The 12,862-nt window shown below is 75.3% G+C and carries 7 protein-coding genes and 1 pseudogene; 2 read left to right on the top strand and 6 right to left on the bottom strand.

All coding sequences use genetic code 11. The annotated features are described in order from the left end of the window. Positions 1-37 precede the first annotated feature (37 nt). The gene (locus tag ACH4FX_RS13680) at positions 38-4,774 is read left to right on the top strand and encodes a hypothetical protein (protein WP_398478362.1); all 4,737 of its coding nucleotides are present in this window, start codon (positions 38-40) and stop codon (positions 4,772-4,774) included. Here the strand turns inward: ACH4FX_RS13680 and ACH4FX_RS13685 are convergent. The 5 genes and pseudogenes from ACH4FX_RS13685 to ACH4FX_RS13705 form a co-directional block, all read right to left on the bottom strand. Continuing rightward, positions 4,752-5,903: pseudogene (locus ACH4FX_RS13685) on the bottom strand (aromatic ring-hydroxylating dioxygenase subunit alpha); the annotation flags it as partial. The gene ACH4FX_RS13680 and the pseudogene ACH4FX_RS13685 overlap by 23 nt on opposite strands. Then, positions 5,900-7,105, bottom strand: a complete 1,206-nt coding sequence (gene solA, locus ACH4FX_RS13690) for an N-methyl-L-tryptophan oxidase (protein WP_398478364.1) — start codon at positions 7,103-7,105, stop codon at positions 5,900-5,902. The pseudogene ACH4FX_RS13685 and the gene solA, both read right to left, overlap by 4 nt. A gap of 63 nt (positions 7,106-7,168) precedes the next feature. Continuing rightward, positions 7,169-9,640 carry an FAD-dependent oxidoreductase gene (locus tag ACH4FX_RS13695; protein WP_398478365.1) on the bottom strand — a complete coding sequence of 824 codons (2,472 nt, stop codon included), beginning with the start codon at positions 9,638-9,640 and terminating at the stop codon, positions 7,169-7,171. Then, positions 9,637-10,722: an S-(hydroxymethyl)mycothiol dehydrogenase gene (locus ACH4FX_RS13700; RefSeq protein ID WP_398478367.1), complete on the bottom strand. Its 1,086-nt coding sequence runs from the start codon at positions 10,720-10,722 to the stop codon at positions 9,637-9,639. Before ACH4FX_RS13700 ends, ACH4FX_RS13695 begins: the two co-directional genes overlap by 4 nt. 273 nt (positions 10,723-10,995) lie before the next feature. Then, entirely contained in the window at positions 10,996-11,802 is an 807-nt protein-coding gene (locus ACH4FX_RS13705; RefSeq protein WP_398478369.1) for an IclR family transcriptional regulator, read from the bottom strand. A 173-nt stretch (positions 11,803-11,975) separates the two neighbouring features. Here ACH4FX_RS13705 and ACH4FX_RS13710 point away from each other — a divergent pair, with 173 nt between their 5' ends. Further along, entirely contained in the window at positions 11,976-12,320 is a 345-nt protein-coding gene (locus tag ACH4FX_RS13710; protein ID WP_398478371.1) for a bifunctional 3-phenylpropionate/cinnamic acid dioxygenase ferredoxin subunit, read from the top strand. 106 nt (positions 12,321-12,426) lie between these two features. On the opposite strand, the gene ACH4FX_RS13715 is transcribed toward ACH4FX_RS13710, so the two are convergent. Beyond that, positions 12,427-12,855 carry a hypothetical protein gene (locus ACH4FX_RS13715; protein ID WP_398478373.1) on the bottom strand — a complete coding sequence of 143 codons (429 nt, stop codon included), beginning with the start codon at positions 12,853-12,855 and terminating at the stop codon, positions 12,427-12,429. Positions 12,856-12,862 lie beyond the last annotated feature (7 nt).

Below are 12,862 nucleotides of genomic sequence, written 5' to 3' on the forward strand. Positions count from 1 at the left end.
CGACCACCGTCCGCCCACACAACGAGAGTCCGCCGCCATGTACGAGCTGTCCCGGGTCCGCCTCTACTCCATCGGGCCCGCCGGTGCGCGTTACGCCGACACCGTGCTGGACCTGCGGGGAGTCGGCGCGCCGGTGCCCGACCCGGCCCCGGCGCAGGCGGACTTCTTCGAGGACGAGCCGGTCGGTCCGCCGCGCCGGCCCGCCCCCGCCGGCGTCCTCTTCCTGGAGAACGGCGGCGGCAAGTCGGTCCTGCTCAAGCTGATCTTCTCGGTGATGCTGCCGGGCCACCGCAACACCCTCGGCGGCGCCAGCTCCGGCGTGCTGCGCAAGTTCCTGCTCGCCGACGACTGCGGCCACGTCGCCCTGGAGTGGCAGCACACCCGCACCGGCGAGTCCATCGTGGTCGGCAAGGTCAGCGAGTGGCGCGGCCGGCAGGTCTCCAACGACCCCCGCAAGTTCGCCGAGGCCTGGTACAGCTTCCGGCCCGGCCCCGGCATGAGCCTGGACTCGCTGCCGGTGGCCGAGGCGACCGTCGTGCGGCCGCGCGGGGAGCCGGCCGAGGGCGCCTCGGGGGCCCGCGGCCGCCGCCGTACGATGAAGGGCTTCCGCGACGCCCTGGTCGAGGCCGGCAAGAACTACCCCAACCTGGACGTCTCCTGGGTGGAGGTCCACGAGCGGTGGAACGAGCACCTCGGCGAACTGGGCCTGGACCCCGAACTCTTCCGCTACCAGCGGGAGATGAACGCCGACGAGGGCGAGGCGGCCGGACTCTTCGCGGTCAAGAACGACTCCGACTTCACCGACCTGCTGCTGCGCGCGGTCACCGACACCCGCGACACCGACGGGCTCGCCGACCTGGTGCACGGCTTCGCGCACAAGCTCGGCCGCCGCGCCGAACTGACCGCCGAGCGCGACTTCACGGCCGGCTCGCTGGACCTGCTGTCCCGCATCGCGGAGGCCGCCGAGCAGCGCGAGACCGCCCGTGACGTGCACGCCGGAGCCGAGCGCCGCACCCGTACGCTCGCCCAGCGGCTGCACGCCCGCGGCACCGAGGAGCGGGGCCGCGCCGCCGAGTTCGCCGAGCAGGTCGCCACCGCCGCGCACGCGGTCACCGACGCCGAGCGGGTGCGCGAGCGCCGCGCCCTGATCTCCGCCGAGATCGCCTACCGGCACGCGTCGCTGGCGCTCGCCGCCGCCGAGAAGGGCGCCGCCGCCCAGCGCCGCGAGCTGAACGACGCCCGGACGCTGCACTCCGCCTGGCAGGCCGCCGAAACCGTACTGCGCCACCGCGCCGCCGCCGACCGGGCCACCCGCGTCGCCGCCGCGATCCGCGAGGCCGAGCGGGACGCCGCGCCCGCGCTCGCCGCCCGTTCGAAGGCCGCCGGCGAGCTGGTACGGGCCCTCCAGGCCGCCGCCGACGTCAGCGAGGGCATCGCCAACGAGCAGGAGGAGCGCTCGGCCGCTCTCCAGGAGACCGGCGACACCGCGCACCGCGACGCGACCGCCGCCGCCACCCACGCCCAGCGCGCCCGCAGCGAGGCCGAGCACCTCAAGCAGCGGCTCGCCGAGGTCGAGCAGGAGACCGCCGAGGCCGTCCGGGCCGGCTGGCTGGACGACTCGGCCCCGGACGCCGACCCGGCCCGCGCCGCGCTCGCCGCGGCGGACGCGGAGAAGTCCACCGTCGAGGGCTGGGACGCGGCGCGCGAGGCCGCGACCGCCGCCGCCGACCGGGCCCGGGAGGCCGCCACCCGGCTCGCCGCCGCCGAACTGGCCGCGGCCCGCGCCGAGGACGCCGCCCAGGCAGCGGAGCGGGCGTACGAGGCCGAGCGCCGGGCCGCCGAGTCGATCGGCGCCGAGCAGCGGCTCGCCGACCTGCTGGGGCTGCCGCAGGCGCCCGCCACGGCGGGCGTGCCGGGGCAGCGCGCGGGCGACGCACCGGACGAGGGCGACGGCCCGCGCCGCATCCGCCGCCCCGCCTCCGAAGGCCCCCTGTCCGCCGAAGAACTCGACCGCAACGCCGACGACCTGCGCGACCTGCTCGACGAGAGCGTGGCCTCCGCCGAGCGCCAGCTCTTCGACCTGCGCACCGCCGCCGCCGACGACGCCCGCATCCTGGGCGCGCTGGGCGACGGCGGCCTGCTGCCGCCGGGCCCGGACGTGCTCGCCGCCGTCGAGTACCTGGGCGAGCACGGCGTCCCCGCGCTGCCCGGCTGGCGCTACCTCGCCCAGTCCGTCGACCCCGCCGACCACACCCGGGTGCTGGCCGCCCGCCCCGAGCTGGTCGACGGCGTCATCATCACCGACCCGGAGACCCACGCCCGGGCCCGCGACGTGCTCGCGCAGGCCGCGCTGCTGCCGCGCTCCACCGTCGCCGTCGGCACCGCGGCGGCCCTGCTCGCGCCCACCCCCGCCCCGGACGCCCAGGACAGCGGCGTCTTCCTCGTCCCGCCGAACCCGGCCATGCACGACGAGACCGCCGCCGACGCCGAGCGTCAGGCGCTGCGGGCGCGCGCCATAGAGCGGGACGAGGAGATCCGCGCGCTGGCGGCCCGCCTCGCCGGTGACCGCGCGCTGGCCGCCCGCCTCTCCTCCTGGCGTACGGGCTGCCCGCCCGGCCGCCTCGCCGAACTGGCCACCGCCGCCGAGGAGGCCCGTACGGCCGCGGACGCCGCCGCCGCGGAACTCGCCGAGGTGCGCACCGTCCGGGCCGAGGCCGACGAGGAGGCCGCCGAGGCCGCCCGGGTGCGCGACCAGCGGCAGGAGGCCGCACAGCGCGCCCGCCGGGTCGCCGACGCCCTCGCCGGGCTCGCCCACCGGCTGCGCGAGCGCGCCTCCTGGCAGGCCCGGCTGCGGGAACTGGCCGACGAGAGCGCCGAGTTGGAGGCGCGCGCCGAGGAGTGCGTGGACCGGGCGCGGGCCGCGGACGAGGACCGCCGCACCGCCCAGCGCGCCGCCGACGACGCCCGGCGCACGGCCCACGCGCTGCGCGCCGAGCGCGCCGAGATCGCGGGCGTACCGGACGACATCGGCGAGGACGGCACGGAGCCCGCGACCGGCTCGCTGCCCGCGCTGCGCGAGGCGTACCGCGCCGCCTCCCAGCTCTACGAGAAGGTGGGCGTCGGCGCCGACCTGCGCGCCGAACAGGCCCGCGCGGAAGGCGACGAGAGCGCCGCGCTGGCCGAGCTGAACCGGCTCACCAACAAGGTCCGCACCCGCGCCGAACAGCTCCTGGACAGCCCGGACGCCGCCGACGGCCCGTCCCGGCAGGCCGCCGCCGCCCGCGCCGAGGCCCTGGTCTCCCGGCTGGAGTCGCGCGCCTCGGCCGCCAGCGAACAGCTCGGCCGGCTGCGCGGCGAGGCCGAACGGCTCGCCCCGGCCGACGGCGAGGCGCACACCGAGCTGCCCGAGGACATGATCCCCGCCGACGCGGACCGCGCGAAGGAACTGCTGCGCCTGGCCAACGCCGAACTGGCCACCGCCGACGACGCGCTGGAGACCGCCCGCGCCACCCACACCGAGCTGCTGCGCGCCCACCGCGCCGCCGAGGACGCCGCCACCGGCTTCGACGAGATCGCCGCCATGCTGCGCGACCTGCTGCGCGACACCCAGGAGGACGAGGGCGAGCGCCCCGAGCCGTATGCGGGGCGCCTGGAGGACGCACGGCAGGCCGCGGCCGAGTCGCGCCGCTCGCTGCGCGGCTGCGCGAGCGACCTGTCGGCGGCCGAGGCCGCCGTCCGCGAGGCCAGCGACGTGCTCGTACGCCACGCCAACTCCACCAAGTACGAGCAGGTCCGCACCCCCGCCCGGCAGCAGATCCGCGAACTGCCCGCGGCGGCGCTGCCCGACCACGCCGCCAAGTGGGCGGACGCCTTCGCGCCCCGGCTGCGGGTGCTCACCGACGAACTGGCCCAGCTGGAGCGCAACCGGGACAGCATCGTGGACCGGCTGCGCGGCCTGGTCGAGTCGTCGCTGGCGACGCTGCGCTCCGCCCAGCGGCTGTCCCGGCTCCCCGAGGGCCTGGGGGAGTGGTCCGGGCAGGAGTTCCTGCGCATCCGCTTCGACGACCCCGACCAGGCCACGCTCACCGAGCGGCTGGGCGAGGTCATCGACGAGGCCACCCGGTCGGCGGTCAAGAAGAACAGCGACCTGCGGCGGGACGGCATGTCGCTGCTGCTGCGCGGCGTCAGCGCGGCGCTCCAGCCGCGCGGCGTGGCCGTGGAGATCCTCAAGCCGGACGCGGTGCTGCGCGCCGAGCGCGTCCCGGTCGGGCAGATGGGCGACGTCTTCTCCGGTGGCCAGCTGCTGACCGCGGCCATCGCCCTGTACTGCACCATGGCCGCGCTGCGCAGCAACGACCGCGGCCGGGACAAGCAGCGGCACGCCGGCACGCTGTTCCTGGACAACCCCATCGGCCGCGCCAACGCGACGTACCTGCTGGAGCTCCAGCGCGCCGTCGCCGATGCGCTGGGCGTGCAGCTGCTCTACACCACCGGCCTCTTCGACACCACCGCACTCGCCGAGTTCCCGCTGGTCATCCGCCTGCGGAACGACGCGGACCTGCGGGCCGGGCTGAAGTACATCAGCGTCGAGGAGCATCTGCGCCCCGGCCTGCCGCAGCAGGACCCGGAGTCGGAGCCGGTGCACGGGCAGATCACGGCGACGCGGATGTACCGCCGTCCCGAGGACGAGCGGCCGGAGGCCCGTCCGGAGCCCCAGGAGCCCCGGGAGTCTCCGGAGCACCCGGACCCGGGTTCTCCGGCAGCAGCCGGATGACCCACCGGTGGAAGTCGCCGATGTGGTGCTCGCTGGGGACGAGCACCCCGCCGGCCCGGTAGGCCCGCGAGTCCATCGCGGGCTGGGTCCGCTCACAGGCCGCGAAGTCCTGGGTGTTGACCCGGTGGAAGAGCTCCACCGACCGGGACAGGTCGGCCCCCGAGGCGACCACCGCGGGGGCGTAGAGCCAGTCGCACTCCACCACCGTGCGGTCCGCGCCCAGCGGGACCATCCGGTGCACGATGACGTGGTCGGGCACCAGGTTGAGGAAGACCTGCGGCCGTACGGTGATGGCGTAGTAGCGGCGGTCCCGGCCCTCGTCGATGCCCGTGATCGGGGCGAAGCCGCCGCTGCCGTCCACGGTGAAGCCCTCCGCCTCGTCCGCGAACGCCGCGCCGTGCCCCACGTAGTACTGGGCCGCGTACCCGTCCGCGAACTCCGGGAGGACGTCCGTCAGTTCGGGGTGGATGGTGGCGCAGTGGTAGCACTCCATGAAGTTCTCGACGATCAGCTTCCAGTTGGCGCGCACGTCGTAGGTGATGCGCCGCCCCAGGGCCAGCCCCTCGATCCCGTACCGCTCGATGACCTCGGCGCCGCCCAGCCGTTCGGCGACCGCGCCGATCACCGTCTCCTCGAACGACGGCGGCTCGTCGGCCAGGCACACCCACACATAGCCCAGCCACTCGCGCAGCCGGACCGGCAGCAGGCCGCGCTCGGCACGGTCCACGTCCGGCATCCGCCGGAGGTTGGGCGCGGCCACCAGCCGCCCGTCCAGGTCGTAGGTCCAGGCGTGGTACGGGCACTGGAGGTTGCGCCGCACCTCTCCCGACTCCTCGGTGCACAGCCGGGCGCCCCGGTGCCGACACACGTTGAGGTAGGCACCGAAGCCGCCGCGCCGGTTGCGGACGACCAGCACGCTCTCCCGGCCGACCTGGACCGTGCGGAACGCGCCCGGCCGCGGCAGGTCGGCGGCGCGCACCGCGCAGCACCACAGCGACTCGAAGATGTACTGCTGTTCCCGGCGGAACGTTCCGGGGTCGGTGTAGAAGGCGCCGGGCAGGGTGGCGGCGAGGCTGGCGGCGGCCGGAGCGCTTCCGGTGGCTCCGGTGGTCTCGGGGGCGAGGGTCATCGGACGCCTCCTGGGGCGGACGGGGCGGGAGAGGGGGCGGGGGCCGGAGCGGCCGCGAGCAGGCGCTCGGGCGCGAACAGGCCGACGGGGTGCGCGGTGTGCCCGGTCAGCGCCAGGTCGGCGAGGATCTCGCCGACGACCGGGACGAACTTGAAGCCGTGTCCGGAGAAGCCGCAGGCCACCGTGACGGCGTCCGGATGCGCGGGATGCCGGGCGAGGACGAAGTGCTCGTCGGGGGTGTTGGTGTACATGCACGTCACGGACTTCAGGTGGCGGCCGGGCAGCGACGGCAGCAGCCGCGCCGCCTGCCCGGCCATGGCCCGCACCTCGTCCTCGCCCACGGTCCGGTCGATGGTCTCCGGGGTGCAGACCGCGCCCCGGCGGAAGAACGCCACCTTCGCGCCGCGCCCCGGCCCGTCGATGGCGGGGAAACCGTAGATCTGCACGCCGGCCGCGTCCTCCCAGATGTAGATGGGGTGCCGCTCCGGCACGTACGGGCCGGTGCCGCCCGTGGGCTCGAACCAGTGCATGATCTGGCGCTCCACGGTGAACGCCACCCCGAGGCCGGACAGCACCTCCGGCGCCCAGGCACCGGGGCAGATCACCAGCTGCCCGGCGGTATAGGTGTCCTCGGGCGTGTGCACCCGTACGCCACGGCCGCCCGGCAGCGCCTCCCACCGGCTGACCGGCTCCTGGAAGTGCAGGTCGGCGCCGCACCGGGTGGCGAGCTGGAGCTGCGCGGCGACGGTGTTCTCCGGGCGCAGGAACCCGGCACGGGCCTCGTACAGGGCGATGTCGCCGACGTCCGGCGCGAGCGTCGGGAAGCGGCGGCGGACCTCCGCGGCGTCGAGCATCTCGTGCGGCAGGTCCCAGGTGCGGGCCGAGCGCAGCGCCCCGGCGACGGTACGGCTCTCCGGCCGGCCGAGCATCACCCCGCCGCACAGCGTGGCGATGCGCCGCCCGGTGGCACGTTCCAGTTCCTCGTACAGCTCGTAGGCGCGCAGCAGCAGCGGTACGTACGCCGGGTCCTCGAAGTACGACTGGCGCGTGATGCGCGAGCCGCCGTGGCTGGAGCCGTGGGTGTGCACCGGCCCGAACTTCTCCAGGCCCAGCACGCGGGCGCCGCGCGCGGCCAGCCGGTGGGCCGCGGCGCTGCCCATGCCGCCGAGGCCGAAAACGATCACGTCATGGGTGGGGGACAAGCGAACCTCCCGGGTCGGCGGGGGCACCCGACGGGCTGCGGGTGACCGGCTCCCTGCGACGGGTCAGCTGCGGATACGTTCCATCGTCGGGTCGAACAGCGGCTCGGCGGCCACCGTCGCCGCGGTCTTCTCCCCGAAGTACTCGATGTGCACGGCCGTCCCGGGCACCGCGGCCCGCGAGGGCAGCCACGCGTAGGCGACCGTCCGCCCGACGGAGCAGCCGTACGCGGCACTGGTCACATAACCGGCGGGCACGCCGTCCACGAGCACCGGCTCCTTGCCCAGCACCACCGCCGCCGGATCGTCGAGCGTCAGACACACCAGCCTGCGCCGCGCGCTCCGCGCCGACCGCCCCGCCAGGGCCGCGCGCCCCACGAAGTCGCCCTTGTCCATCCGGACGGCCCAGCCCAGGCCCGCTTCGTACGGATCGTGTTCGGTGGTCATGTCCCGGCCCCAGGCGCGGTACCCCTTCTCCAGCCGGAGGCTGTCGAACGCGCCGCGCCCGGCCGCGATCACCCCGTACCGCTGCCCGGCCGCCCAGAGCATGTCCCACAGGCGCAGCCCCAGGTCCGCGCTCGTGTACAGCTCCCAGCCCAGCTCGCCGACGTACGACAGCCGCAGTGCCGTCACCGGCACCTCGCCGATGAACGCCTGCCGCGCCGTGAAGTAGCCGAAGGCACGGTGCCCGAAGTCGGTGCGGGTCAGCGGCTGGACGAGGTCGCGGGCGCGCGGGCCCCAGACGCCCACGCAGCAGGTACCGGGGGTGATGTCGCGGACCTGGACGCCCGTGGGGGCGTGCCGGGCCAGGTGGTCGAGGTCCATGCCGCTGTTGACGCCGACCTGGAAGCGGTCGGCCGCCAGCCGGGCCACGGTCAGGTCGCTGCGGATGCCGCCCGCCTCGTCGAGCAGCAGGGTGTACGTCACCGAGCCCGGCTTCTTGGCGAGCTGGTTGGTGGTCAGGTACTGGAGGAAGGCCGGCGCGCCCGGCCCGCTCACCTCCAGCCGCCGGAGCGGCGTCATGTCGTACAGCGCGACCCGCTCACGGGTGGCGCGCGCCTCGGCCACCGCGACCGGCGACCAGTGGCGGGCGGACCAGGCGTCCCGCTCCGGCAGCGCGATGCCGTCCGCCAGCGGGGCGTTGGCCTCGTACCACTGCGGGCGCTCCCAGCCCGCGCCTTCGAGGAAGTACGCGCCCAGCTCCCGCTGCCGCTCGTACCAGGGGCTCACGCGCAGCGGGCGCGGGCGGCGCAGCGGCTGGAGCGGGTGGATCACGTCGTAGACCTCGGCGAACTGCTGCTGACCGCGCTCGGCGACGTAGGCGGGGGAGAGCTGTGCTGCTTCGAAGCGGGAGACCGCGCACTCGTGCACGTCGGTGGCGGGCCGCCCCTCGGTGATCCACTCGGCCACCGCCCTGGCGACACCCGCCGAGTGGGTCACCCACACCGCCTCGGCCAGCCAGAACCCGCGCAGTCCGGGCACTTCGCCGAGCAGCGGCAGGCCGTCGGGGGTGAAGGAGAAGACGCCGTTGAAGCCCTCCTCGATCCGCGCCCCGCCCAGGGCGGGCAGCAGCAGACGGCTGTCCTCCCAGCTCGGGGCGAAGTCGTCGGGGGTGAAGGGGAGGGAGGAGGGCATGACGGGCGCGTCGTCGAAGGCGGGCACGGCCGCCGGGTCGACGGGCATCGGGCGGTGCGCGTACGACCCGATGCCGATCCGGCCGGTACCCGTGCCGACCGCCTCTCCCTCGACGTGTTCCCGGAAGTACAGATCGCGTTCCTGGAAGCGCAGCACCGGCCGCCGGCCGTCCGGCCCGGCGAGCACGGACGTCTTGGCGTACTGGTGGGCCAGCGGCAGCAGCGGTACGGTCACGCCCGCCATCGCCCCGATCACCGGGCCCCAGAAACCGGCCGCCGAGACCACCATGTCCGCGGGCAAGGTGCCCCGGTCGGTGACGACGGCCGTCACCCGGTCCGCCTCCCGCTCGATGCCCGTGACGGTGTGCCGCTCCAGGAAGCGGGCGCCCCGCGCCCGCGCCCGTACGGTCTGCGCGCGGGCCGCGGGCAGCGCCCTGGCCAGCCCGTCGCCGGGGGTGTGGAATCCGCCCAGCAGCCTGGCCGCGTCCAGCATCGGCCACAGCCGGGCGCACCGCCGCGCGTCGACCAGCTCGCCCTCGATGCCCCAGGAGGCGGCCAGCCCGGCCTTGCGGTGCAGTTCGGCCCACTGTTCCTCGGTGGTGGCGACCTCCAGCCCGCCGACCGCGTCGAAGCACGGCCGCCCGTCCTCGGTGAGCGCGGAGAACTTCTCCACCGTGTACATGGCAAAGTTGCTCAGCGTCCGGGAGATATTGGTACGGAAGACGAGTCCGGGCGCGTGCGAGGTGGAGCCGCCGGGCGCGTGCAGCGGGCCCTGCTCCAGCACGGTGACGACCCGGGCGCCGCGTGCGGTCAGCTCGTCGGCGAGCGCGCAGCCGACGATGCCCGCGCCGATGATCACGATCCGGGGCAGCACCGGGCCGCCCGCGCCGGGCCCGGCGGTCACAGGACCACCACCGAACGGAGCACCTCACCGCGCCGCATCCGCGCGAACGCCTCCTCCACGTCCGTCAGTTGCACGGTCTCGGAGACGAAGGCGTCCAGGTTCAGCTTGCCGCTCAGATGCAGGTCGATCAGGACCGGGAAGTCCCGGCTGGGCAGGCAGTCGCCGTACCAGGAGGACTTCAGGGCCCCGCCGCGCGCGAACACGTCGAGCAGCGGCAGTTCGATGCGCTGGTCCGGTTCGGGGACACCGACCTGGACCAGGGTGCCCGCCAGGTCCCGCATGTAGAAGCCCTGCCGGAACGTCTCCGGGCGGCCCACCGCGTCGATCACCACATCGGCGCCGTGCCCGCCGGTCAGCGCCCGCACCGCCGCGACGGGGTCGGTGCCCCGGGAGTTGACGGTGTCGGTGGCGCCGAAGCGTTCGGCCGCGTCCAGCTTGCCGTCGTCGATGTCCACCGCGATCACCCGGCGCGCCCCGGCCCGGGACGCCCCGGCGATGGCCGCGCTGCCCACGCCCCCGCAGCCGATCACCGCCACGGTGTCGCCACTGCCCACGCCCCCGGTGTGCACGGCGGCCCCGTACCCGGCCATCACCCCGCAGCCGATCAGACCCGCCGCCTCCGGGCGGGCTGCCGGGTCGGCCTTCACCGCCTGCCCGGCGGCGACCAGGGTCTTGTCGGCGAAGGCGCCGATGCCCAGCGCCGGGGTCAGGGCGGTGCCGTCCAGCAGGGTCATGGGCCGCGCGGCGGTCTGCGAGTCGAAGCAGTACCAGGGGCGGCCGCGGCGGCAGGAGCGGCACCGGCCGCAGGGCGCGCGCCAGGCGAGCACCACGTAGTCGCCCGGCGCCAGGCCGGTGACGCCGGGGCCGGCGGCCTCGACGACACCGGCGGCCTCGTGGCCGAGCAGATAGGGGAAGTCGTCGCCCACCGCGCCCTCGCGGTAGTGCAGATCGGTGTGGCACACCCCGCACGCCTGCACGGTGACGAGCACTTCGCCCGGTCCGGGGTCGGGGACGAGGATCGGCAGCACCTCGACGGGCGCGCCCTTCTTGGCGGCGACGACGGCGCGTGCTTCGTGCGGCATGACTCACTCCTAAACAGCGCCTGCGGGGGCAGGGGCGGGTGCGTGGAGCTGGCACGGATGCCGTTATGGGGGATGGCGCGACGTACGGGACCAGTGGGAGGCGGGCCATCGCACGGGATGGCAGGGGAACCGGCGGATGCGCAGGGAGCCGCGGGAGGCGGAACAACGCCCGGAGGAATCCCCTGTGTTGCTTATGGCGCGCCACGTTGCGCCATGAGAGACATGCTGGAAGCCCGTGAGCGATCCGTCAAGGGGTGACCGGGTGGCCGTGCGTCAGCCCGCGAAACCCATCCGGCGCGACAGGTCGGCAGCCGCCTTCACCGCCCGCCCGGCCAGGTCCGGCAGCAGCCCCCGGGCCATCCGGTACGCCGGTCCGGACACGCCGATCGCGCCGATCACCGCGCCGTCGTGGGCCCGTACCGGCGCCGCCACCGCGTTCAGCCCGACCTCCAGCTCCTCGCTGGAGCAGGCGTACCCCTCCTCGGCCGCGGCGGTCAGCTGCCGGCGCAACTCGCCCGGCACGGTGAGGGTGTTCGGCGTGAAGCGGGCCAGCTTGCGCTCCACCAGGCGCTCGCGGCGCTCCCGCGGCAGGTGCGCGAGCAGCACCTTGCCGCTCGCGGTGGCGTGCAGGGGCGTGCGCCGGCCCAGCCAGTTGTACGCGGTGACCGCCGCCGCGCCGCGCGCCTGCATGATGTTGACCGCCGCGTCCCCGTCCAGGACGGCGATGTTGGCGGTCTCCCCGGTGTCGTCGGCGAGCGCGCGGCACACCGGCTGGCCCTCCTGCGAGATGTCCAGCCGGATGGCGGCGGCACCGGCCAGCCGCAGCACCCCCGCGCCCAGGTAGTACTTGCCGCGCTCGTGCTCCTGCTCCACGAGTCCGCGGTGCTCCAGGACGCCCAGGATGCGGAAGGCGGTGGACTTGTGCACCCCCAGCTCCTCGGCGATCTCGGTGACCCCGGCCTCGCCGAGGCGGGCCAGGATTTCCAGAACGCTCACCGCGCGGTCCACGGACTGGACGGATCCGGCCGCTCCCCGCTTCTCCTCGGACCGGTCGCCGGCCGCCTCGGTCGTCTTCGCCATGGGTTCCTGCGTCACCACCCGTTGGCCCCGGCGGGGCACGTCGAAGGGGGCCCGGCCAAGAAGCGTCTGAGGCCCCTTGACGGCACACTCCCCGGACTGGATTCTGTTGCGCAATGCGCTACGCGATGCGTTATTCAGAACGCCATGATACCGATCAGCGCTGAGGGGGCCAGATGATTCCCGTCTGCCGCACCGAGGACCTGCCCGAAGGCGGGGCCGTACGGATCGAGATCGACGCCGCCACACCCGCCATCGCCGTCTTCCGCAGCGAAGGCGCGCTCTACGCCCTCGACGACATGTGCAGCCACCAGGACGCCTCGCTCTCGGAGGGGTGGGTGGAGGACTGCACGGTCGAATGCCCGCTGCACGCCGCCCTGTTCGATCTGCGCACCGGGATGCCCAGCTGCCTCCCGGCCAGCCGTCCCGTGCGCACCCACGAGGTCACCGAGGTGGACGGCATGATCCATGTCCGGCCCGCCGCACGGGAGTCCACCGTGCGGGCGGACGCCTACGCGTGAGGACGGCGACCGTCGTGGGCGCCCGGCCCCACTGCCCGTGCGGCCGGCCGCCACCGTCCCGGCGCGTCCTCGCCCATGGCCGTCTCCGCCCCCGACCGCCCCCGGCTCACGCGGCTGCGCCGCCGACCCGCGACGGGCCCTCCCGGCCGTCGTGGGCCCCGCGCGCCTCCCGCCGTGCCTGGCGCCGCGCCTGCCGGCGCTCCCGGCGCAGGCTGCGAGCCGTACTGCTCGGCTGTGAGCGCACCCCGTTGCGCTGCACCCACACCTGGCGCGTGACCCACACGTCCAGCACCGCCCAGGTCGCGACGACCGTGCTCGCGACCGTGCTGAGCACCGCCGGGAAGGCGAACCAGGCGCCCGCCATCGCGCAGAAGAACGCCACCATGGCCTGAATGAGCGTCACCGCCGCGATGATGACGGCGCGCACCGCGGCCGTACGGACCGGATCGGGCATCCGGCGCCGGGCCGCCGGCTCCTCCACCCACAACGGGCGCCTGCCACCGGCCAGGTAAGCGCCACCGTCCTCGTGATCCATCTTCGGC

Origin of the sequence: Streptomyces sp. NPDC018019, assembly GCF_044327805.1 — a bacterium.
In the GTDB taxonomy this organism is placed as follows: Bacteria; Actinomycetota; Actinomycetes; order Streptomycetales; family Streptomycetaceae; genus Streptomyces.

What these genes read in the sequence shown, in the direction of transcription:
- ACH4FX_RS13680 (WP_398478362.1), top strand. Translation starts at nt 38, where the DNA reads ATGTACGAGCTGTCCCGGGTCCGCCTCTACTCCATCGGGCCCGCCGGT.
- ACH4FX_RS13700 (WP_398478367.1), bottom strand. Translation starts at nt 10,722, where the DNA reads ATGCCGCACGAAGCACGCGCCGTCGTCGCCGCCAAGAAGGGCGCGCCC.
- ACH4FX_RS13705 (WP_398478369.1), bottom strand. Translation starts at nt 11,802, where the DNA reads ATGGCGAAGACGACCGAGGCGGCCGGCGACCGGTCCGAGGAGAAGCGG.
- ACH4FX_RS13710 (WP_398478371.1), top strand. Translation starts at nt 11,976, where the DNA reads ATGATTCCCGTCTGCCGCACCGAGGACCTGCCCGAAGGCGGGGCCGTA.
- ACH4FX_RS13715 (WP_398478373.1), bottom strand. Translation starts at nt 12,855, where the DNA reads ATGGATCACGAGGACGGTGGCGCTTACCTGGCCGGTGGCAGGCGCCCG.